The 22,384-nt window shown below is 69.7% G+C and carries 18 protein-coding genes; 6 read left to right on the forward strand and 12 right to left on the reverse strand.

Features of this window, described 5'->3' with window-relative positions; genetic code table 11:
* The first annotated feature begins 233 nt into the window (after positions 1-233).
* On the forward strand, positions 234-1,754 hold the full coding sequence (locus HCA44_RS12895; protein WP_169648975.1) for an ATP-dependent DNA ligase: 1,521 nt from the start codon (positions 234-236) through the stop codon (positions 1,752-1,754).
* 11 nt (positions 1,755-1,765) lie between these two features.
* Here the strand turns inward: HCA44_RS12895 and HCA44_RS12900 are convergent, their stop codons facing one another.
* A complete protein-coding gene (locus tag HCA44_RS12900; protein WP_169648976.1) occupies positions 1,766-2,665 on the reverse strand; it encodes an SDR family NAD(P)-dependent oxidoreductase in 900 nt (299 codons plus the stop codon).
* Between the two features lie 143 nt (positions 2,666-2,808).
* Between HCA44_RS12900 and HCA44_RS12905 the strand changes: the two genes are divergently transcribed.
* Positions 2,809-3,822, forward strand: a complete 1,014-nt coding sequence (locus tag HCA44_RS12905) for a DUF1524 domain-containing protein (RefSeq protein WP_169648977.1) — start codon at positions 2,809-2,811, stop codon at positions 3,820-3,822.
* Positions 3,823-3,828: 6 nt separating this feature from the next.
* Here HCA44_RS12905 and HCA44_RS12910 read toward each other — a convergent pair whose 3' ends face one another.
* Positions 3,829-4,206 carry a VOC family protein gene (locus tag HCA44_RS12910; protein ID WP_169648978.1) on the reverse strand — a complete coding sequence of 126 codons (378 nt, stop codon included), beginning with the start codon at positions 4,204-4,206 and terminating at the stop codon, positions 3,829-3,831.
* A gap of 211 nt (positions 4,207-4,417) precedes the next feature.
* Positions 4,418-5,680: a lactate 2-monooxygenase gene (locus HCA44_RS12915; protein ID WP_169648979.1), complete on the reverse strand. Its 1,263-nt coding sequence runs from the start codon at positions 5,678-5,680 to the stop codon at positions 4,418-4,420.
* Between the two features lie 77 nt (positions 5,681-5,757).
* Here HCA44_RS12915 and HCA44_RS12920 point away from each other — a divergent pair, with 77 nt between their 5' ends.
* Entirely contained in the window at positions 5,758-6,894 is a 1,137-nt protein-coding gene (locus tag HCA44_RS12920; RefSeq protein ID WP_169648980.1) for an alkaline phosphatase family protein, read from the forward strand.
* Here HCA44_RS12920 and HCA44_RS12925 read toward each other — a convergent pair.
* Genes HCA44_RS12925 through HCA44_RS12945 form a run of 5 tightly spaced genes read right to left on the reverse strand, consistent with a single transcriptional unit; the run spans position 6,862 to position 11,679 of the window.
* Positions 6,862-7,377, reverse strand: a complete 516-nt coding sequence (locus tag HCA44_RS12925) for an SRPBCC family protein (RefSeq protein ID WP_169648981.1) — start codon at positions 7,375-7,377, stop codon at positions 6,862-6,864. The genes HCA44_RS12920 and HCA44_RS12925 overlap by 33 nt on opposite strands.
* Complete coding sequence (locus HCA44_RS12930) at positions 7,374-8,252, reverse strand: short-chain dehydrogenase/reductase (RefSeq protein ID WP_169648982.1); 879 nt, start codon at positions 8,250-8,252, stop codon at positions 7,374-7,376. Before HCA44_RS12930 ends, HCA44_RS12925 begins: the two co-directional genes overlap by 4 nt.
* Positions 8,249-9,736 (reverse strand): NAD(P)/FAD-dependent oxidoreductase, encoded by a 1,488-nt coding sequence (locus tag HCA44_RS12935; protein ID WP_169648983.1) that lies wholly within the window; start codon positions 9,734-9,736, stop codon positions 8,249-8,251. The genes HCA44_RS12930 and HCA44_RS12935 overlap by 4 nt, the downstream gene beginning before the upstream one ends.
* A gap of 12 nt (positions 9,737-9,748) precedes the next feature.
* Positions 9,749-10,801, reverse strand: coding sequence for a PDR/VanB family oxidoreductase (locus HCA44_RS12940; RefSeq protein ID WP_346764700.1), 1,053 nt, complete (start codon positions 10,799-10,801; stop codon positions 9,749-9,751).
* Positions 10,798-11,679, reverse strand: coding sequence for a metal-dependent hydrolase (locus HCA44_RS12945; RefSeq protein ID WP_169648984.1), 882 nt, complete (start codon positions 11,677-11,679; stop codon positions 10,798-10,800). The genes HCA44_RS12940 and HCA44_RS12945 overlap by 4 nt, the downstream gene beginning before the upstream one ends.
* A gap of 164 nt (positions 11,680-11,843) precedes the next feature.
* Between HCA44_RS12945 and HCA44_RS12950 the strand changes: the two genes are divergently transcribed.
* Complete coding sequence (locus HCA44_RS12950) at positions 11,844-12,473, forward strand: TetR/AcrR family transcriptional regulator (RefSeq protein WP_169648985.1); 630 nt, start codon at positions 11,844-11,846, stop codon at positions 12,471-12,473.
* Between the two features lie 68 nt (positions 12,474-12,541).
* Here HCA44_RS12950 and HCA44_RS12955 read toward each other — a convergent pair whose 3' ends face one another.
* Complete coding sequence (locus HCA44_RS12955; protein ID WP_169648986.1) at positions 12,542-13,558, reverse strand: beta-ketoacyl-ACP synthase III; 1,017 nt, start codon at positions 13,556-13,558, stop codon at positions 12,542-12,544.
* 309 nt (positions 13,559-13,867) lie between these two features.
* Between HCA44_RS12955 and HCA44_RS12960 the strand changes: the two genes are divergently transcribed.
* A complete protein-coding gene (locus tag HCA44_RS12960; RefSeq protein WP_346764701.1) occupies positions 13,868-14,977 on the forward strand; it encodes a DUF4185 domain-containing protein in 1,110 nt (369 codons plus the stop codon).
* A gap of 459 nt (positions 14,978-15,436) precedes the next feature.
* Positions 15,437-17,272 carry an acyl-CoA dehydrogenase gene (locus HCA44_RS12965; protein WP_169648988.1) on the forward strand — a complete coding sequence of 612 codons (1,836 nt, stop codon included), beginning with the start codon at positions 15,437-15,439 and terminating at the stop codon, positions 17,270-17,272.
* Between the two features lie 100 nt (positions 17,273-17,372).
* Here the strand turns inward: HCA44_RS12965 and HCA44_RS12970 are convergent, their stop codons facing one another.
* From HCA44_RS12970 to HCA44_RS12980, 3 genes are all read right to left on the reverse strand, one after another.
* On the reverse strand, positions 17,373-18,302 hold the full coding sequence (locus HCA44_RS12970) for a hypothetical protein (protein ID WP_169648989.1): 930 nt from the start codon (positions 18,300-18,302) through the stop codon (positions 17,373-17,375).
* A 176-nt stretch (positions 18,303-18,478) separates the two neighbouring features.
* On the reverse strand, positions 18,479-20,596 hold the full coding sequence (locus HCA44_RS12975) for a VanW family protein (protein ID WP_206038086.1): 2,118 nt from the start codon (positions 20,594-20,596) through the stop codon (positions 18,479-18,481).
* Positions 20,597-20,914: 318 nt separating this feature from the next.
* Positions 20,915-22,255: an acetyl-CoA C-acetyltransferase gene (locus HCA44_RS12980; protein WP_346764702.1), complete on the reverse strand. Its 1,341-nt coding sequence runs from the start codon at positions 22,253-22,255 to the stop codon at positions 20,915-20,917.
* Between the last annotated feature and the right edge of the window lie 129 nt (positions 22,256-22,384).

Genomic DNA, 22,384 nt, shown 5'->3' on the forward strand with positions numbered 1-22,384 from the left:
AACCTTAGTTCGAACACAGATTCGAAGTCAACGGTTCCGCGAAACAATCTTCAGAAACCACACCCACGCCAACCACACTGCCGCCCAACACAACCCCCACCCCGCGGTCACAATGTCACATCGCGTGCACCCAACGCACACACCGTCACATCGCGGCTGCCGGTCGGGCATCGTGAGTATCCGCCCACTGCAACCCGCCACACTCTGTCGTATCCCGGGGCTAGGGTCGAGACATGTTGCTGTCGCGGGTGGTCGAGGCGTCCGGCGCGGTCGCGGCCACCCGTTCACGCAAGACCAAGGTCGCAGTGCTCGACGGGCTGCTGCGTGACGCTGCCGCCGACGAGGTCGAGCCGGTCGTGGCGTGGCTGTCGGGCGAGCTGTTGCAGGGGCGCATCGGGGTGGGCTGGCGCACTCTGTCCGGCGCGGACGTCCCACCGAGCGCGACGGGGACACTCACTGTGCCGGAAATCGACAGTGTCTTCGGGCAACTCGCGGTCACCACCGGGTCGGGCTCGACGGCCGCGCGCCGCGGCCTCCTCGAGTCGCTGTTCGCGCGCGCAACCCAGGACGAGCAGCGCTTTCTCGTCCAGATTCTGGGTGGCGAGCTGCGCCAGGGCGCGCTGGAGGGGATCATGACCGAAGCCATCGCGGCGGCGTCGGCGCAGCCGCTGGATGTGGTGCGGCGCGCGTTCATGCTGTCGGGCCGGCTGCCCGTCACCGCGGCCGCCGCGCTCAGTGGTGGTGCCGACGCCCTGGCGGCGTTCCGACTCGAGGTGGGCCGCCCGATCCGGCCGATGCTCGCGTCGCCGGCCGAGTCGACGTCCGCCGCCCTCGACGAACTGGGCCACGAGGTGACGGTCGAGTACAAGCTCGACGGAGCCCGCATCCAGGTGCACCGCGACGGCGACGACGTCCGCATCTTCACTCGCACTCTTCGTGAGATCACCTCTCGGGTACCGGAACTCGTCGAGCTCGCAAAGGCATTGCCGTGCCGCAGCGTTGTACTCGACGGCGAGACGCTCGCCCTCACCGATGCGGGCCGGCCGCGCCCCTTCCAGGAGACGATGAGCCGGTTCGGCGCGTCCAGCGAGCGCGAACTGCTCTTACGGCCATACTTTTTCGACTGCCTACACCTCGACGGCAACGATCTGCTCGACCGTCCGCTCACCGAGCGCCTCGACGCGCTCGAGTCGGTCGCCGCGCAGCACCGCATTCCGACAGCCCTCTCGCCCGACCTCGCCGGTGCCGAAGCGCAACTCGGCGATGCTCTCGCACACGGTCACGAAGGCGTCGTGATCAAGTCGCTCGCGTCGCCGTACGCGGCGGGGCGGCGCGGACGCAGTTGGCAGAAGGTGAAGCCCGAGCACACCCTCGACCTGGTCGTGCTCGGTGCCGAATGGGGTTACGGGCGCCGCACCGGCTATCTGTCGAATCTGCATCTGGGAGCACGTGATCCGGACGGCGGTCCACCGATCATGGTGGGCAAGACGTTCAAGGGGCTCACCGACGCACTGTTGCGGTGGCAAACCGAGGAGTTCCCGCGCCACGAGTCGCATCGCGACGCGCACACCGTGTACCTGCGCCCGGAACTGGTCGTCGAGATCGAACTCGACGGTGTGCAGGTCAGCTCGCGCTACCCCGGCGGTCTCGCGCTGCGGTTCGCGCGGGTGTTGCGCTATCGCCCCGACAAGGACCCGCGCGAAGCCGACACGATCGACGCCGTGCGTGCACTGCTGCCCGCCCACCGCGCGTGAGTCGGCACCGGTCACATCGCCGGGTCCGACGCGACGAGGCGTTCGACGGCCTCCCACAGTTTCCGTTCGCGCTGCACGTCGGTGGACTCGGGGGACGAGCGTGCCGGGCGGTCCCGGTCGATGTACGAGCCGGTGACGGCGTCGCCCAGCACCGCGTCCGCAAGCCGGCGGCCGGCGTCTTCGGGGCTGCTTCCGAACGGGGTATGTGTCAGCAGCGGAAGGATGTTGCGCATCAGGAAGCGATCGATCACTCCCGCATTGCGCGCGAGTTCGGTACCGGGGACGAAGCCGGGGTTGAAGGCGACGACGTCGACGCCTGCTGGTAGCCGGCGCGCGTACTCGTGCACCAGGTAGAGGACGGCCAGCTTGCTCGTCGAGTACGCGGTGCGGCCTGCGCGGGTGGTCTCCGGCCTCGGGAAGGCTGCGGTGCGGGCGAGGACCTCGGGCTCCCGCCAGACAGGCGCAGGCACCATCGCCATGTTGTGCCTGAGATCGCCGAAATGCGTGTCGCTGGTGGTGATGGCGATCCGGCCACCGGCGGTGAAACGGTCTCGGAAGGCGCGGACGAACATGTGGTTGGCGAGCACGTTGACGGTGAACGTCGACTCGAGCCCGTCTGGTCCGGCGGTGAGGTCGTCGGTGTGCTGGATGCCGGCATTGCCGACGAAATATCTCAGCGGCGGCAGATCGCCCCGGTCCAGTCTCTCGCAGATCTCGGTGGCTGCCGCACGGATACTGCTGAGCGAGTTCAGATCCGCCACCACAGACGAGGCGTTGCCGCCCAACCGTAACCCGGCGGCGTCGCGCACCACGGCGACGAGGTGGGCGCCTCGCGACCGATGCAGGAGCTGGTCGGCGGCGACTCGCCCGATCCCGCGGCTCGCGCCCGTCATCACGATCGTGTGCGACATGGAAGCCCCCTCGTCGAGCTCGCGGACCGGAACCGTCTGTCAACCGTGTCACAGGCGGAGCCGGAAGTCCGGGCAATCCGCCGGCGGTACGCTGCACAGGCGCCCGCCGATGCGGGAGGCGCGACGGACCGAAGAGGAACAGCATGAACCGCCGGGGCACCCACCCTCACTGCCGACGTCTCTACGGCGCGGGCGTACTCGCCGCCGCAGTCGCCGTTGCCCTCGCGGGCTGCGGCACGGACACGAATGGCGCCGCGACCGACACGACGGTGCCCGGCTCGGTCGCCTCCGCGGAGACGGGCGACGCGGCCGCCCCGGGCGACTCGGCGCCGTCGTCGCCCGACCTGATCGCCGATACCGACGTCGGCACCGTCGATGCCGCGTCGGCCGCGTTGACGCAACTGGACACGCTCGCAATCAAGGGCCGCGCGCCCAAGACCGGCTACAGTCGCGATCTGTTCGGACAGGCGTGGGCCGACGACGTGCGCGTCGGCGGTGGTCACAACGGCTGCGACACGCGTAACGACATCCTGCGCCGCGACCTCGTCGACGTCACCTACAAGCCGGGCACGCGCGACTGCGTCGTCGCCACCGGAACTCTGCACGACCCGTACACCGGCACCGAGATCGCGTTCGTGCGTGGGCAGGACACGTCGACCGCAGTGCAGATCGACCACGTGGTCGCGCTGTCCGACGCGTGGCAGAAGGGCGCGCAGCAGCTCGACACGCAGACCCGTACCGACCTCGCCAACGACCCGCGCAATCTGCGCGCAGTCGACGGCCCGACCAACTCGCGGAAGGGCGACGGCGACGCCGCGACGTGGCTGCCGCCGAACAAGGCGTTCCGTTGCACGTACGTCGCCGACCAGGTGGCGGTGAAGTCCACGTACGGGCTGTGGGTGACGCAGGCAGAGCACGACGCGATCGCCGCGATCCTCGGCGACTGCGGCGGCCAGGCCGCGGCCGCACCTGCGCCCGTCGAGGAACCGGCACCCGCGCCGGCACCCGCACCGGCACCGGCACCCGCCGCATCCGCGCCGGTGTCCTTCGCGAACTGCGCCGCCGCGCGCGCCGCGGGCGCGGCACCCGTGCACGCGGGCGACCCCGGCTACGGCACTCATCTCGACCGAGACGGCGACGGAATCGCGTGCGAGTAACGCCCCTTACACGTAGGGGCTGGTGAGCAGCTCGATACCGTGGCCCGCCGGGTCGTGGAAGTACACGCCCCGACCACCGTGGCCGTGATTGATCTGTCCCGGCTGCTCGCCGAAGGGGTCCGCCGAATGCGCGATGTCCCGGTCGACCAGCAACCGGTACGCACGATCGAAGTGGTCCTCGTCGACGAGAAATGCATAGTGCTGCATCTGGATGTGTTCGACGGGTGGCTCGGCGAACTGCAGCAGCACGCCGTGTCCTATCAGCAGGTTGGTGAACACTCCCCACGACGGCGCGTCCTCGGCTTCGAGGATGTCGCGGTGGAAGCGTGCGGATTCGGCGGCGTCCCTGGCCGCGATGATGGTGTGGTTGAACTGTGCAGGCACGAAACCTCCCGGGTGTTGTGGTGGAACAGGGCCGATGTGGTCTGTCCCGCCAGGAGGCGCGCGGGCGCTCAGGTGCCCGCCGGGTCACCCGTCCGCTCGTGGCCTGAGGCCGTCCCGGTCGTCATGCACGTCACGCTAGCGGCATCGGGTCGCTCGGGTAAAGCCCCGCACCGCTGTGCGCGAAAGAGGCGTACCTGTACTCGCTGGGTGCTCACGAGCGGAGGGCGGTGCGGTCGATCTCGGCGACCGACGTGAACCCGCTCAACCCCAGCGTCAGATCGAACTCGGCGATCAGATTCGCGGTCACGTCGCGCACACCGTCGCGGCCCGCGAGGGCAAGCCCGTACAGGTGCGGCCGGCCGAGCGTGACCGCCGACGCACCGAGTGCAAGCGCCTTGAAGACGTCTGCGCCCGTGCGGATCCCGCTGTCGAGAATCAGTGGCATGCGGCCGCCGACCACGGGCGCGATGTCGGTGAGCGCGTCGAGCGACGACACCGCGCCGTCGACCTGCCTTCCGCCGTGGTTCGACACGATCAGGCCGTCGACGCCCGCGTCGAGCGCGCGCACCGCGTCGTCGGGGTGCAGGACGCCCTTGAGCAGCACGGGCAGCGACGTGCGCTCACGCAAGGACGCGATGTCGCTCCACGCGAGCGACGGACGCGAATAGATGTCGAGGAACGTCTCGACGGCCGCGCGCGGCTCGGGGGAACGGATGTTGTCGAGGAACCGCCCCGGGAAGCGCCTGGTCATCGACACGAGCGCTTTGACCGCCGCGACGGACACCTCGTCGCGGGCCTTCTCCCCCGCCGCCGCGACGCGTTCGCGCACGATGCGCCGGAACACCGGGTCGGACGTGTACTGCGCGATCCCCTGCCCGCGCGCGAACGGCAACGACCCGAGGTTGAGGTCTTCCGGGCGCCAGCCGAGCATCGTGGTGTCGAGGGTGACGACGACGGCGTCGGCAGAGATCGCCTCGGCGCGCGCCAGCAGGCTGTCGACGAGGTCGTCGTCCTTGCTCCAGTACAGCTGGAACCAGCGCGGCGCGGAGCCCATCGCGGCCGCACTGTCCTCCATCGGCGTGCAGCCCTGGTTCGAGAAGATGTACGGCACACCGAGTTCCGCAGCAGCCGACGCGATGTCGACGTCGGCGCCCGGGCCTGCGAGTTCGCTCGCACCGACCGGCGCGAGCAGCACCGGTGCGGGCAGGGTCCGGCCGAACAGGTCGATCGAGATGTCGCGCTGCGACACGTCACGCAGCACCCGCGGCACGATGTGCCAGCGGTCGAAGGCGGCGCGGTTGGCGTCCATCGTGCGCCCGATGCCCGCGCCGCCGTGCACGTACGCCCACGCCTTGCGCGACATCACCTTGCGCGCGGCACGCTCGAGTGACGGGAAGTCGGTGGGGACGCGCGGCGCCCTCCCGTGGACTCCGTCCCGGTAGATCACGTTCTGACGTTCGAGGCCGACCGACATCGCTCATCCCTCCACTTCGACTGCCGAGAGCATTCCACACGCCCGCGCGACCCCGCATCGGTCAATACAGTGGAGTCATGGCCGCACCGCACCCGGACGTGTATTCGCGCACCACCCTCGCCGACGTCCTGCCGTCCACGCTCGCGGTCCTCGGTGTCCCCGGCACGCACGACGCCCTCGGCCTACCCGATGCGTCGCGGTGGGTCGTTCTCGTCGTCGACGGTCTCGGCTGGAACCTGCTGCGCTCGCATGCCGACGCGGCGCCCACGCTCGCCGCGCTCGCCGGCGGGCCGATCGCGGCGGGCTTCCCGACGACGACGGCCACGAGCATCACGAGCATCGGTGTGGGTGCCGCGTCGGGGGTGCACGGGGTGACCGGCTACCGCACCTACCTCTCGGAGGCCGACGACGTCCTCAACTGGCTGTCGTGGCGCGGCGAGAGCGGCCGCGACGAGCGCGCGCGCATCGTGCCGGAGGACGTGCAGCCGCACGAGACCGTGTTCGAGCGGGCCGTGTCGCACGGGGTCGCGGCGACGACGGTGCTTCCGGGCGACTTCGCAGGCAGCGGCCTCACCCGCGCGGCGCTGCGCGGCGCCGAGTTCCGCGCCCGCATCGCGTACGGCGACCTCGTCGCGCACGCGGTCGACGCGGCGCGCACGCCGGGTCTTGTCTACACCTACGTGAGCGAGCTCGACACCGTCGGCCACGTGTACGGCCCGGGCACCGCGGGCTGGCGGTACCAACTGGCCGCGGTGGACGAGCTCGTCGCGACGCTGCGCGCCGAGTTGCCCACCGGCACCGGGCTGCTGGTGACGGCCGATCACGGCATGGTGACCGTCGCCGACGACGACAAGATCGACCTCGACGACCGGCCCGACCTACTCGACGGCGTGCAGGCCGTGGCAGGCGAGCCGCGATGCCGCGCACTGCACGTCGCGTCCGGCGCGGAAGCCGACGTCGCGGCGCGGTGGCGGGCCGCGCTGGGCGACCGGGTGTGGATCACGACTCGTGCCGAGGCGATCGCGTCGGGGCTGTACGGGCCGTCGGTTTCTGCCGAGACAGTCAGGCGCATAGGCGATCTCGTGGTCGTCGCCCGCGACGGCCTCGCGCTGGTGCGCCGCAGCACCGAGCCGGGAATGTCGTCGCTCGTCGGGCAGCACGGTGCGTTGACCGACGACGAACTACTCGTGCCCGCTCTGCACACCGTCGCCTGAGTCACGCACGACGCGCACGAGACCACGCGACAGATCACGCAGACTCGTCGCGAGGATCGCCCGCAGAACCGGGTCGACGAACCGCGGGCCACGCGGATCGGTCGCCACGGTCCACGTGAGCCGCGAGCCCGCGGGAGTGCCGTCGAGAACGAAATCCTCGCCGAATCGCGAGAACAACGGCAGGTTGACCGACGGCACACCGAAGGTGAGCCGGTGCCCGTCGTCCCACCGGTAGAACTCCTCGGTGAGCGTGACCGCTCCCGCGAGGGTGACGTCGCGGACCGCGCCCACCTCGCGCAGAGAGCCGTGCCAGCGTGCCCGGGTCGCGACGCGACTCCATGCCTGCACGGAGTCGTCGGCGACGAGTGCGCGCCACACGGTCTCCCGGGGCACCGAGAACTCCGTGACGACCGTGGCGGCGACGCGCGCGCGTGCGAAGAATGCGTCGTCCACGGGGGCGAGACGGTGCTTTCCGGGCGTCATGCCGACTCCTGTTCGTGGGATCCGGGTTTCGCGGCTGCCGAGCGCGCATCGAGGTCACGGACGAGCGTGAGCACGGACCGTCGACGGCGGACCACCGCGTCGATCACGGGATTCAGAATGCCACGTGCGAGCGAATAACCCCACCACACTCGCGGTGTCACGGTGCGTGCCGCGCGGCGGTCGAGGCCGCGCACCACTACGCGCGCGGCGTGCTCGGCGCTGACGCGGCGCGCGAACGGCCACGGCAACAGCGCGCCGACCCGCGCACCGAGCGGGTCGAGGTCGAGCGTCGCGCGGGCGAGCGCGGTGTCGACGAAACCGAAGTACGCGACGCCCGCGCTCGCCCCGTACGGCGCGAGTTCGAGCGCGAGGGCGCGACCGAACTGCTCGGCGGCCGCTTTGCTCGCCATGTACGCGGACCCGCCCATCCCGGGGCAGAACGCCGCCGCCGACGCGACCACCACGACATGGCCGCGGTTTCGGATCACCTCGTCGAGCCCGGGGTGCACGGTGTTGAGCACACCGGTCAGGTTGACGTCGATCACGCGGTCGAAGTCGGCGGGATCGATGCGCCGAATGGTGGCGGGCGGCGGAGTGATACCCGCATTGGCGACGATCCCGTCGAGCCGCCCGAACCGCGCGAGCGCACGGTCGACGACGCTCGCCATCGCGTCACGGTCCCGCACATCCGCCGGCACCGTCAGGGCATCACCCCTCAGTTCGGCCGCGACCGCCGCCAGCCCGTCGTCGTCGAGGTCGGTCAGCACCAGTCGCGCACCACGAGCATGCAATTCGTGCGCCAGTGCACGCCCGACTCCCTGTGCCGCACCGGTGACCAGCACGACGCTGCCCGCGACGGGCCACCGCCGGCTCATCCGCGCACCACCGCATCCGCGTGGCTGCGCGGCCGGACGCGATAGTCGGCGACGTCGAGGGCGCGCATGCGTCTGCGGAACGACGCGTTGAAGCCCGGCCAGAATGTGAAATTGCGGCCGGACGGGCTCAGGTAGTAGCTGCTGCACCCGCCCGAGTTCCACACCGACCCCGCGAGGACGTCGTCGGTGCGCTCGACGAAATCCTGTTGCACGTCGGCCCGAACCTCGAGGCTGCCGAGGTCGTGCTCGCCGAGCACCGCGAGCGCCGACAGCACGTAGTCGATCTGCGCCTCGATGGTGACCACCTGGGACGTGTACACGACCGAGTTGGGGCCGAGCAGCATGAACATGTTGGGGAAGTTCTCGATCGTGGTACCCAGATACGCCTTCATCTCACCGCCCGCCCACTGTTCGGCGAGCGTGCGGCCGTCGCGCCCCACGAGTGTGCCGAATCCGCTGTTGCCGGTGAGCTCGAACCCGGTGCCGAACACGAGAGTGTCGATCTCGTGTCTCCGGCCGTCGTCCGTCACGACCGCGTTCTCCTCGACCGAGGCGATGCCCGACGTCACGACGTCGACATTGTCCGCCGCGAGCGCGGGATAGTAGGCATTCGAGAAGGTCGGGCGCTTGCACCCGAACGAGTACGACGGCGTGAGCGCCTCGCGCAGTGCGGGATCGGACACCTGACGCCGCAGGTGCCTGCGCCCGACCGCCGCCGCGCCGGTGAGCAGCGCGGGCCGGTACACGAGGCCGGGCACCAGCGATTCCTGCACCAGATCGAGTGCTCTTCGCGCGGCCTTCTGCACCCCGGGTACGCGGGCGAACAGTCGCTGCACCGCTCGGTGGATCGGCCGGTCGGGATGCGGCATGATCCACGTCGGAGTCCGCTGGAACACCGTCAGGTGCCCGGCCTTCGGCTGCAGCCGCGGAATGAACTGCACCGCGGACGCTCCGGTACCGACGACGCCGACGCGGCGGTCCGTCACGTCGTGCTCGTGGTTCCACTGCGCCGAGTGGAAGACGGTGCCCGCGAAGGTGTCCAGACCCGGCAGCTTGGGCACGGCGGGTTCGCTGAACGGTCCCATCGCCGCGACGAGCACGTCCGCGGTCCACGACCCGCGGTCGGTGTCGATGCACCAGCGCTGCGCGTCGTCGTCCCACGCGGCGCGCGTGACCTCGTGCCCGAGCCGTAGCCGCGACCGGATCCCGAAGCGGTCGGTGCACATCTCGAGATAGCTCTTGATCTCGGCCTGCAGCGGGTACAGCCGACTCCACCGAGGTTCGGGGGCAAAGGAGAACGAATACAGGATCGACGGGATGTCGCACTGCGCACCGGGATAGGTGTTCGCCTGCCACGTGCCGCCGATCTCGTCGGCCCGCTCGAAGACCAGGAAGTCGTCGATCCCTTCCTGCCGCAGCCGGATCGCGGTGCCGAGCCCACCGAATCCGGCGCCGATGATCCCGACGCGCAGATGAGTCGTCATGTCCGGCCTTCCTCAGAGATCGATCGTGAGTGTGGAATCGCGTGCGCGTGAGACGCACACGAGCATCGAATCGGCGCGCTCGTCCGGCGGCAGCATGGTGTCCCGGTGATCGACGGCCCCGTCGAGCACGCGCACCTTGCAAGTGCCGCAGAAGCCCTGCCGGCACGAGTACACGGTGCCGGGCACCGCGCGACGGATCGCGTCGAGCGCCGACTCGTCGGGCGCGACCCGCACGGTCGTGCGCGTGCGGGCGAGGTGCACCTCGAACGGCGACCCGCCGACGACGGGCGGCGGCGAGAACCGTTCGGTGTGCAGCGCACCGGATCCGGCGTGGGCGCGGGCCGCGTCGAGCAGCGGCGGCGGGCCGCACACGTAGATCTGCGCGTCGCGCGGCACGTCGCCCAGAAGGTCCGAGGCGGTGGGCGTGCCGTACTCGTCGTCGGGCCGGATGCGGACGTCGCCCCCGAGTTCCCCCAGTTCGTCCAGAAACGGCATGCTCGCACGCGAGCGCCCGGTGTACACGAGTCGCCATCGCGACCCGGCCGCGGTGGCTGCCCGCACCATCGGCAGGATCGGGGTGATGCCGATGCCTGCGGCCACGAACACGTACGACCGCGCGGTCGCGAACGGAAACGCATTGCGTGGTCCTCGGATCCGCAGCACCGCGCCCTCGCCGACAGCGTCGTGGATTTCGCCCGAGCCGCTGCCGTCCGCGATCCGGCGCACCGCGATGCGATAGCGGAAGGCGTCGGCCGGATCGCCGCACAGCGAGTACTGCCGCCATGCGCCCGACGGCAGTCGGACGTCGAGATGCGCACCGGGTTCCCAGCGCGGCAGTACACCACCCGACGTGTCGGCGAACGTGAGGGACACGACGCCTTCCGCCTCGTCGACGCGCCGCTCGACCCGGACGTCGCGCTCGAAGCCGGTGCGCCGCACCGGGCTCGGTCTCGACAACAGCGGTGCCACCGGGCTTTCCGAGAACACTCGTGAATATCCCCGTGCAGCCTGCATCAGCAGTCCCAGGGTGCGTGACGGGGCCGGACCCGCCGTCGTCGCGGTCACGACTGCGCCGCCCGAGCCGCGGGCGACTGCGCGAGATAGCGCACCGCCTTGCCGATGTCACCCATCGACGACGGGTGGAATCGCGGATGCAGGTATGGCGGAATCTGTTTCGCGAGGAAGGTCAGGCTCGGGATCATCGAGGTGCGAGCGGACCCGAGGTACGCGAGCGGCCACCACCGCCGCGTCCGGCCCGGGTCGTCGCGGTAGAGCCGGGCGGTGGTGCTGAACCACAGCGTGGCCAGGCCCGCGAACGCGACGAACGCCGTCCGCACGCGGCGCGCGTAACTGCCGTCGACGTACTGGAATGCGTCGTACGCGACATTGCGGTGCTCGAGTTCTTCGGCGCCGTGCCAGCGCAGCAGGTCGAGCATCGTGGGATCGACGCCGCGGCGGTCGAACGGCTCGTTGTCGAGCAGCCATTCGCCGACGACTGCGGTGAAATGCTCGGCAGCCGCGTACAGGCCGAGCCGCTCGCGCAACCAGAACCGGCCGGCGCGGCCGGTGAGCCCGTGATCGCCGAACACCTGGCCGACGATGTATTCGATACGGGAGACATGCGCCGCGACGTCGACGTCGTGCGCCTGGAGGTACCTGCGGAAACTCTCGTGTGCGCCGGCGTGCGTCGCCTCCTGGCCGACGAAGCCGACGACCTCTTCGTGCAGGCGCGGATCGTCGACGAGTGGGAGGGCGCGCGCGAACACGTCGGCCATCGCCCGCTCGCCCTCGGGCAGCACGAGGTGCATGACGTTCCAGAACTGCGTCGCGTACGCGTCGCCGGGGATGTACTGCACGGGCACGCCCGCCCAGTCGAAGCGGACGTTGCGTGCCGTGATGGCGAGCGCCTCGTCGCGGTAGGTGGCCGGAACTCCGGTGGTCATGCCCGTCTCCCTCGTCTCGAGCGTGTGGCGACTGTCGGTGCGAACGCCGGGTGGCCCATGGCCACGCCGATGATCGAACGGTACTGCGAAACAGTGGGAGTATCAATGTTTCAGTGTTTCAGAGTTTCGACGGGCGGACACTCCGGGACCGTTAGGCTGAGCACATGTCAGTCGGTGCCGGCGCGCAGGACGCGTCCCGCGCGCTCCACGTCGGCGCGTCCAATCCCCCCGAGGTCGAGACGATCCTCGACGCGGCGGAAGCGCAGTTCGCCGACGTCGGCCTCAAGCTCACGACCGTCGGGGACATCGCGCGCCGCGCGGGCGTCGGGCGCGTCACGATCTACCGACGTGTAGGCGGCCGCGACGAGATCGCACACGCGGTGTCGGCACGCAGCGCGGCGCGGCTCATCGACGAGATCCGGACCGTCGCGCACCAGGCGGACACGCTGGACACCATGATCGGGTCGGTCTTCGCCACCACCGTCGAGCGCATGCGCGAGCACCCCGTGTGGAACCGGATGCTCGCCCTCGAACCCGAGAGTTCGCTGCTGCGGCTCACCGTCGACGGCCAGGACATCCTCGTCGCGTCCATCGCCGCGACCGTCGCGATACTCGAAGACGCCGCCGACGCGGGCCTGCTCACCGACACGCGGGACCTACCCGGCAAGGCCGAGGTGCTGGTGCGCGTCGCGCACTCGGTGATCCTGACCCCGCACGCGCTCGTACCCCTCGCGACGCGCGAGCACCTGGAGCAGTTCGCGCGCAGCCTGCTGCTCCCACTCCTGTCGTCGTAGACGCCGAACGGGCGGTTTCCCAGCCATCGGTCGAGTGACCGTCTGGGAAACCGCCCGTTCGGGGACGATCAGGACTGCAGCGGCGGAAGCGTGACCACCTGGGCCGCGTACGACAGGCCCGCGCCGAACGCGAGCAACAGCGCGGTGTCGCCGGCCTTCGCCTCGCCCTTGCGCAGCATCGCTTCCATCGCGAGCGGCACGGACGCGGCCGACGTGTTGCCGGTCTCCTCGATGTCGTCGGCGACCGGCACCGTCTCGGGCAGCTTCATGCTGCGCGCGATGACCTCGGTGATGCGCGCGTTGGCCTGGTGCGGCACGAAGGCGTCGAGGTCGTCGACCGAGAGCCCGGCCTTCTCGACGGCATCGAGCGCGACCTTGCCCATCTCGAAGGCCGCCCAGCGGAACACCGCAGTGCCCGCCATCTTGATGAACGGACGCGGACCGGTCGGGTTGTCGATGAAATCGAGCCAGCCCGGTTCCTGCACGATCGCGTCGGCCTGCGATCCGTCCGAACCCCACGACACCGGGCCGATACCTGCGGCGTCGGTGGCACCGACGACGACGGCACCCGCGCCGTCGCCGAAGATGAAGCGCGTCGAGCGGTCGTACGGGTCGGTGGTGACGCTCATCTGCTCGACACCGATGACGAGCACCTTGTCGGACGACCCGCCACGCACCATGTCGGACGCGAGCGCGAGCGCGGTGCAGAAGCCCGCGCAGCCGCCGCCGAGGTCGAATGCCGCGGGGCCCTTCGTGCCGAGCCGGTCCGCGACGACGGCCGCGGCGGGAGGCGTCTGCATCACGTACGTCGACGTCGCGACGATCACCGCGCCGATCTGCTCGGGCTCGACGCCCGCCGCCTCCAGCGCCTTCTGCGCCGCCGGGACGGACATGTCGATGACCGATTCCTTCGGCTCGGCGAAGCGGCGGTTGCGGATGCCGGTGCGCGTGCGGATCCACTCGTCGTTCGAGTCGATCAGCTCGCAGATCTCGTCGTTCGACACGACCCGCTCGGGCCGGTGGACGCCGAGTCCGAGCATCGCGGCCTGCCGGACGCCGGCGGGCATCGTGATCTGCGTTCCCATCGTTCGGTCTCCCTCTCGGTGCTGCGCCTCTCACCGAGGTCGCGTCGTTACCGACACGGTACGTCGGCCGTGATCCGCGGCCTCAGGGTGGGCCGTCTACCCAGCGGTAACACGGCCGGGCGCGCACCGCGGCCGCTGTGGAGTCTCACGAAAAGCAGACCCGCAGGTACGGATCTTTGTGTGCCCGCGGTCACGTATTGCTACTATTTCGACGTTTCGAATGCGTGATTTCGAAGCAGAATCAGGTCCGGCCGTGGGGATTTCGGTCCGGGCCCCCTGCACACTGCCGAGAGAATGGGAAATGCACTGGTGAAACGAACCCGAGCCGTCGTCGTCGCTGCCGCAGTCGGTGCGGCACTTCTCGTCTTCACCAATCCGGCATCGGCCAATCCGAACGCCGTCAACCCCATCCCAGGTCTCAACGGCACGACGGGCCTGCCGAATCTCACCGGCCCGGCTCGCGCCGTGTCACAGATGACGGGCATGCTCTCCGACAATCACACGCAGGACACGAACGTCCTCGGCACCGACCTCGGCGTCATGTGGGACAACGGCCGGGGCGAAGTGCTCACCGCGTTCGGCGACTCCGCGGGCCTCGGCTTCCCCAACCTGCTGTCGGGCAGTGTGTGGGCGTGGAAGAGCAATGTGCTGTTCCGCAGCAATGACGGCAACCTCGCCGACGGCATGAACTTCACCACCACGCCGCGCGACGACCTCGGTGCGTCGAAGGAATTGCTGCCGAGCCCCAAGATCCCGGGCGTCGAGATCAGCAAGATCCCCACCGCGGGCGTCGCCGTCGGCGACACCCAGGTCATGAGTGTCATGTCGGTCAAGAACTGGGGCCCTGCGGGCACGTGGGAGACCAACTGGTCGCAGCTCGCGTTCTCGCACGACAACGGCGAGAACTGGACCCTCGCGCCCGAGACGGAACGGCCCAACGCGGGCGGCAACGCCAACTTCCAGATGAGCGCGTTCATGAAGGACGGCGGCTACGTCTACCAGTACGGCACGCCGTCCGGCCGCGGCAGCATGGTCCACGTCGCGCGTGTGCCCGCCGACAAGATGTCCGACCTCGGTGCCTACGAGTACTGGGACGGCGGCAAGTGGGAGCGAGGCAACCCGGACGTCGCCAAGCCCGTCACCGACCAGGGCGTCGGCGAGATCTCGGTGGCCTACAACGAGTTCCTCGGCCAGTACCTGATGCTCACCACCGACCACAACAACTCGGTCGTCATGCGCCGCTCGCCCAGCCCGACCGGGCCGTGGGGCCCGCCGGAGGTACTCGTCGACACGCGGGAGCTGCCCAGCGCGTACGGCGCGTACATCCACCCGTGGTCGTCGGGCCCCGATCTCTACTTCCTCACCACGGTGCACAGCAACTACAACGTGCTGCTGATGCACACGTCGCTCGCGCGCTAGTCACCGTCGACGAGAAGTCGTACGAGTAGTCCACAGGCCCGGCCGGGGAGTACATCCCCGGCCGGGCCTGTGTGTTGCCGCGCGTCCACGGCGGCACCACTGCAGCGCCCCGCGACGCGCTCGGGAAGCGGTGTGAAGAGCGCCATAAGCTCCACCGCAAACCTGACGAAATCCTCATGATTCTTGCCCACGCGGGCAAACATGAGGGAGCCCACATGTTTACTCGAATCTCCCTTGCTGCAACATTTTTCATCACATCCGTCATGGCCACGCGCCCGCCCCGAGAACGCGCCACACGAGGCGCGCGACGAGGCGCCACGCGGGCCGCCGCCCCGCGACGGCCCCCTTCTTGGCACCCGCAGATTTCGGGCGTAATATCGATAGATGTTACCGACGAGTAATAAACTTGGGCGGTACTCGTTGGACAGACCGCACCTCTCACCGGGAGATCACTGAGAAATGGGCCATTACAAGAGCAACGTCCGCGACCTCGAGTTCAACCTCTTCGAGGTCCTGGGACTGGAGCAGCTGCTGGGCGAAGGCGAGTGGAGTGACCTCGACGCCGACACCGTGCGCAACATGCTGAGCGAGGTCGCGCGACTGGCCGAGGGCCCTCTCGGTGAGTCGTTCGCCGACGCCGACCGCAACCCGCCGGTCTTCGATCCCGAAACCCACACCGTCACGCTCCCCGAGTCGTTCAAGAAGTCGTTCCGCGCGATGTGGGACGCCGAGTGGTACCGCATGGGCCTCACCGAGGAGATCGGCGGCGTCTCCGTGCCGCGCGCCCTCGTGTGGGCCATCGGCGAGATGATCCTCGGCGCACAGCCGGCCGCGCACATGTACCAGGCGGGCCCGGCGTTCGCCGACGTCCTGTACAAGAACGGCACCGACGAGCAGAAGAAGTGGGCCGCGACTCTCGTCGAACGCGGCTGGGGCGCCACGATGGTCCTCACCGAGCCCGACGCGGGCTCCGACGTCGGCGCGGGCCGCACCAAGGCCATCCAGCAGGACGACGGCTCGTGGCACATCGAGGGCGTCAAGCGCTTCATCACGTCGGCCGATTCGGACGACCTGTTCGAGAACATCTTCCACCTCGTGCTCGCGCGCCCCGAGGGCGCGAAGCAGGGCACCAAGGGCCTGTCGCTGTTCTTCGTCCCGAAGATCCACTTCGACTTCGAGACCGAGGAGTTCGGCGACCGTAACGGCGTGTTCGTCACCAACGTCGAGCACAAGATGGGCCTGAAGGTCTCGGCCACGTGTGAGGTCACCTTCGGCGGCCACGGCGTGCCCGCCAAGGGCTGGCTCGTCGGCGAGGTCCACGACGGTATCCGCCAGATGTTCGACGTCATCGAGCACGCACGCATGATGGTGGGCACCAAGGCCATCGCGACGCTGTCCACCGGCTACCTCAATGCGCTCGACTACGCCAAGGAGCGCGTCCAGGGCGCCGACCTGACGCAGATGACCGACAAGACCGCGCCGCGCGTCACCATCACGCACCACCCGGACGTGCGCCGCGCGCTCATGATCCAGAAGGCGTACGCGGAAGGCCTGCGTTCGGTGTACCTCTACACCGCCGCGCACCAGGACGCCGCGACCGCCAAGCTCGTGTCGGGCGCCGACGCCGAGATGGCGCACCGCGTCAACGATCTGCTGCTCCCCATCGTCAAGGGTGTCGGCTCCGAGCAGGCCTACGGCAAGCTCACCGAGTCCCTCCAGACGTTCGGTGGCTCGGGCTTCCTGCAGGACTACCCGATCGAGCAGTACATCCGCGACTCGAAGATCGACTCGCTGTACGAGGGCACCACCGCCATCCAGGCGCAGGACTTCTTCTTCCGCAAGATCGCTCGCGATCGCGGTGTCGCGCTGGCGCACGTCGCAGGCGAGGTCAAGAAGTTCATCGACAGCGAGGCGGGCAACGGTCGTCTCAAGAGCGAGCGTGCCCTGCTGAACACGGCGCTCGAGGACGTCCAGGGCATGGCTGCGACGCTCACCCAGTACCTCATGGGTGCGCAGGAGCAGCCGTCCGAGCTGTACAAGGTCGGCCTCGGCTCGGTGCGCTTCCTGCTCTCGGTCGGCGACCTGCTCGTCGGCTGGCAGTTGCTGCGCGGCGCCGAGATCGCGATCGCGGCCCTCGACGCGGGCGCATCGGACAAGGACAAGCCGTTCTACGAGGGCAAGGTCGCCGTCGCGTCCTGGTTCGCGAAGAACGTCCTGCCCGAGCTCACCGCCACCAAGGGTGTGCTGGCGAACATCGACAACGACATCATGGAGCTCGACGAAGCGGCATTCTGATCGCCTGAGCACCACGCGGGAACGCCCCGGACCGTCACGGTCCGGGGCGTTTCCCGTATCCGCACCCCTGCTGTGCAGACGCACGCGTGGCCGTCGACGATCAGGGGTGCGGCTGCACAGTGCGGGTGCGGATACCCGCAAGAGCCGATGCGAGGCGGGTGAGAAACGGCTCCGGCTCGTCGAGATCCGCCCACGTCCAGCGCACCACGCGATAGCCCAGATCGCGGATCGCGTCTTCCCGGACCTTCTCCGCGAACACGACGTCGCCCGGTACCTGGCCGGGACGCAGCAACCGGCCGTACTCGACGCGCCCGTCGAACTCGCCGACGACGCCCGCGCTCTCCCACAGGAAGTCGACACGACCGACGAACGCGCCGTCAGGATCGCGGATCTCCCACTGCGTGCGAGGTGGCGGCAGCCCGCGGGACGCGAACAGCGCCCGACTACGGGATTCGCCGACGCTCTCGCTCGCGGGATCGACGTGCACGGCGACGCGACGCGCGGCCGCGACGCCCCGTCTGCCCCTCGCCGCCGCCGGCACGGGATCGAACTCCGCTTGTGACAGACCGAAACGCGACGCAGCGGCGTCGGCCGTCACGAGCGCCTGCTCGAACGGCACAGTGCACGCGAGGTCGACTACCGTACGTGCGGGTGTCGTGACGCGGACGCCGCCGAAGGACATGACGTCGCCGTCCAGCGCCGTGCAGTGCACCACGAGCCCCCTCTTGACCCGCCCGCCACCCTTGCGGTGCCTGCTGACGTGCACCTTGCCGAGTGGCACGCCCCAGAGCGGCAGGCCGAACACCACGGCCGCGGACTGGTGGCTCACGACGGCCTCGCCGGACATCGCGGGTAGCACTGCGTCGATCGCGGCGCGGTGTCTGCCGTCCACGTCGAGAGTCCGGTACACGGCCTCGTCGAGGTAGGCGCCGTGCCCGAGCCTGCGCCACCGTCCCCGCGTGTACTCGCGGCGGATCTCCGCGTCGGACAACCCACCTGCGAGCGCGCTCTCGCGCCTGATCGGATGCACGTGCAGATCATGCGTGGCGCCGACGCAGCGCACCACCCCCGTCGGGCGATCTGTGGACAACCTCCGCCAGACGCACCCCGGCTATGCACACGCACCCCGACTCGCCGGGCGAATCGGGGTGCGTGTGGCAAGAACGGGTGCGTCTGTGGGCGACACCCGGCTATGACGCGGCGCGGCTACTCACCGTCGTCGCGGCTCGAGCGGCGTGTCGTGGTGGGTCGTGCCGACGACGACGTCGGTGCCGCGGACGTCGTTTCCGACGCGGATTCGGCTGCCGCGGCGGGCTTGTCGGGCTCCTCGCACACGACCGTCGGCTGCTGGTCGTAGCGGACGGTGCGAGTGTCGCGTGAGATCTCGCGGCCCGTCGCATGATCCGAGACAACGCGGGTGTCGCTCGTCGTGAAACCCTGCGCGCCCGACGATGCCGCGCAGTCGGGACCCGCGGGCAGACGGATCGTCTTGGGCTCGGTGAACTTCGAGCGTTCGCCGGTGATCGACTGCACGTCGACGGTCTTGGTGCCCCAGAACCGGATCGTCAGTTCCGAGCTGCCACCGATCGCCTGCACGAGAACGCCGGTGTCGGAGGGATTGCGGAACTTCAGATCGATCGCGCCCTCGAAGACCGTGGCCTCGCGCGCCTCGGGGTAGCGCGAGATGTAGTACGAGTGCTCGGTGTGGTCGACGTCCTCCATGCCCGAGAAGTACGCGGCGTTGTAGAGGGTGGTCGCAACCTGGCTGACGCCACCGCCGACCGCGGTGTCCGGTCTGCCGTTGTTGATGATGCCTGCGTCGACGTAGCCCTCGGCGGTGCCGCGCGGACCCGTGTAACCGTTGAGCGAGAACGTTTCTCCCGGCTTGATCAACGCACCGTCGATCTCGCTCGCCGCGAGCCGGATGTTGACACCCGACTCCGCCGCGAAGCCACCCGTCGTGAACTCGCCGATCACCTCGCGCACGCCGAGCTTGTTCGCGGCATCCGTGGTGAGGGCGGCGGGCTTCGGTTCGTACACGACGTCGAGACGATGCGTGTCGACGACGGCCTGCGGCAGCTGCTCGAGAGTCCTGGGCCACGCGACGAGGTTGCCGTCGATCGACGGCACCACGGTGGGCGCCCCGCCCGACAGTTCGATCTTCGCGTCACGCGGCTCGACCTCGCTCGGTTTCAGCTGCGGCGCGAGGATCCCGGTGGCCGCCTCCGCGTCGAACGCCGGCGCGAGCCCACCGTCGCCGTCCGGCGCGAACGAGAGCACCGCGCCGATCTGCTCGCGTGGGATGCGGGCTTCGAGGCCGTCGCGGCCGTGTGCGACGAGGTCGGCCGACGTGGCCGGGATCGCGACGTCGTGCAGCGCGCGGTCGACGGCGTCCTGGGACACGGTGACGTCGACCGACTCGACGGGCAGCTCGACGGCGCGGCCGAAGGCCCACTCGTCGGCGAAGGCGTCGGCGGCCGCTGCGGCGTCGATGCTCTGGCCCGGGGCCGGCGACACCGGGACGGGGTTCGCACCTTCGAACACGATGGTGCCTTCGCGCGGCGCGCGGTCGGCCGTCCCGCGGAGCGTGTCGATCGACGCGGCGAGCGCGATGTCGTCGCGCGACGACACGACGCCCTGCTCGGTGGTGGTGAAGAACGACGCAAGACGGGTGAACGGGTTGAGCGGCTGCGAGGACACATGGTCGATCGTGGCGTCCCAGTCGACCGCGAGGCCCGCGGCCGACGGCACGATCTCGCCGTCGACGTCGCCCGCGTGCACCGCGACCGGCTGGTCGGCGCGCGGGTCGATCGCGGCACGCAGCGTGGCCTCGGCGGCCTCGCGCGACTGCCCGCCGACGTCGACCCCGGCAACCGTGGCACCGCGGGGAAGCTTGCCGGACGACGCGATGACGTCGACCGCGTAGCCGATGCCGAGCAGCGCCACGACACCACCCGCGACGGCCGCGACCTTGGCCCACGGCGCGGCGCCGAGCCGGCCCGGTGCCGTGTCCGGCGTCTGCGGCTCGGCAGGCGCGGCGTACTGCTGGGTCGCGTCGGCGCCCGGCACGCCTGCACTCGGCGCGCCCGCGGTCGGCGCTTCGGAGTAAGCGAGTGGAGCGTCGCTCGGCACCACCGGAATGACGCGGGTATCGTCCTCGCTGCCGTCCCCGGTGGACTGTCGGTGCTGCTCGGTGCGGTGGACCGGCTCGGTCTGCGCCTCGGCGGCCTCGTGCGGCGTCTGCGCCTCGGTGTCGTCGCGCGGCGCGTCGGACGCGCGCGGCGTGTTGTCGGGCGTGCGGCTCTCGCCGTCGTCCTCAGTCAAAATCTGGACCTCTCAGCGGATCGTCGGTTGGCGACGCGACACGCGGTCGCGCGCAGCGTGCAGCCGAGACGGCACGCCTCACGGAACCCACCCCGCCTGCAACCATACCGGTCGACACGAAAGAGCCCCGTGCTGCTGCCAGGTCGGGGGTCAGGCAGCAACACGGGGCTATGAGGTGTATCGGAGCGACGCGCAAGGCGTTACACCCTCACGGAAAAAAGCGGGGGACCCGGCCACCCCTCGTTGCCGGGTCCCCGAAGAACCGCAGTTCGGACGCGGTTTCCGTCCTGAAACGGAAACCGCGTCCGATGCGGGAGGTCAGCGCTCGATGATCGCGGTGACGCCGATGCCGCCTGCCGCGCAGATCGACACGAGGCCGCGTCCCGAGCCCTTTTCGGCGAGCGTTTTCGCGAGCGACGCCACAATGCGGCCGCCGGTCGCGGCGAACGGGTGCCCCGCCGCGAGCGACGAACCGTGCACGTTGAGCTTGCTGCGGTCGATCGAGCCGAGCGCGCCGTCGAGACCGAGGCGCTCCTTGCAGTACGCGTCGTCCTCGAACGCCTGCAGCGTCGCGAGCACGACGGACGCGAACGCCTCGTGGATCTCGTAGTAGTCGAAGTCCTGCAGCGTGAGGCCGTTGCGCTGCAGCAGGCGCGGGATGGCGTAGGTGGGGGCCATGAGCAGGCCGTCCTTGCCGTGCACGTAGTCGACGGCTGCGGTCTCCGAATCGACGAGATGCGCGAGCACCGGGAGGCTGCGCTCGGCGGCCCACTCGTCGGTCGACAGCAGGACCGCCGACGCACCGTCGGTGAGGGGCGTGGAGTTGCCCGCCGTCATCGTCGCGTCGCCGAGCTTGGTGCCGAAAACCGGCTTGAGCTTGGCCAGCTTCTCGGCCGTCGAGTCGGCGCGCAGGTTGTCGTCGCGGGTGAGCCCGAGGAACGGCGTGACCAGGTCGTCGAAGAAGCCGCTGTCGTACGCCTTCGCCATGTTCTGGTGGCTCGCGGCGGCCAGTTCGTCCTGCGCCTGGCGCGAGACGCCGAACTCCTTCGCCGTGATCGCGGCGTGCTCGCCCATCGACAGGCCCGTGCGCGGCTCGCCGTTGCGCGGGATCTCGATGCCGAGCATCGACGGACGCACATTGCCGAGCAGCTTGACGCGCTCGCCCGTCGACTTCGCGCGGTTGAGCGACAGCAGGAATTCGCGCAGGTCGTTGCCGACACCGATCGGCGCGTCCGACGTCGTGTCGACGCCGCCGCCGACGCCCGAGTCGATGCGGCCCGACGCGATCGCGTCACCCACCGCGATGATCGACTGCAGACCAGTGCCACACGCCTGCTGCATGTCGAATGCAGGGGTGTAGGGGCTGAGCGCACTGCCGAGGACGCATTCGCGGATCAGGTTGAAGTCGCGGCTGTGCTTGAGCACCGCGCCGCCGCCGACCATGCCGAGCCGCTCGCCCTGCAGGTTGAACCGGCTCACCAGGCCGTCGAGCGTGGCGGTGAACATGTCCTGGTTGGACGCGTGCGCGTACTTGCGGTCGGACCGAGCGAAGGGGATGCGGTTGCCACCGACGATGGCGACGGGACGCAGCTGCCTGCCGGCTTTGCCCGTGGCCGCGGAGGCCGTGTTCTTCGTGGTCGCGCGAGCTTTGCTGGTCACTGGTGTCTCCATCGGTTTCCGAAACTGAGGCGGGTGGTGTGGCACGTGGTCCGCTACTATTCTTACTCAGCAGTAAGTTACTTGTCGACACCACTCCGCTCGACACCACACGCAGTCTCGAAACGTAAA

The sequence above is a fragment of the Rhodococcus sp. HNM0569 genome, assembly GCF_012726205.1.
Classification (GTDB): domain Bacteria; phylum Actinomycetota; class Actinomycetes; order Mycobacteriales; family Mycobacteriaceae; genus Rhodococcus_F.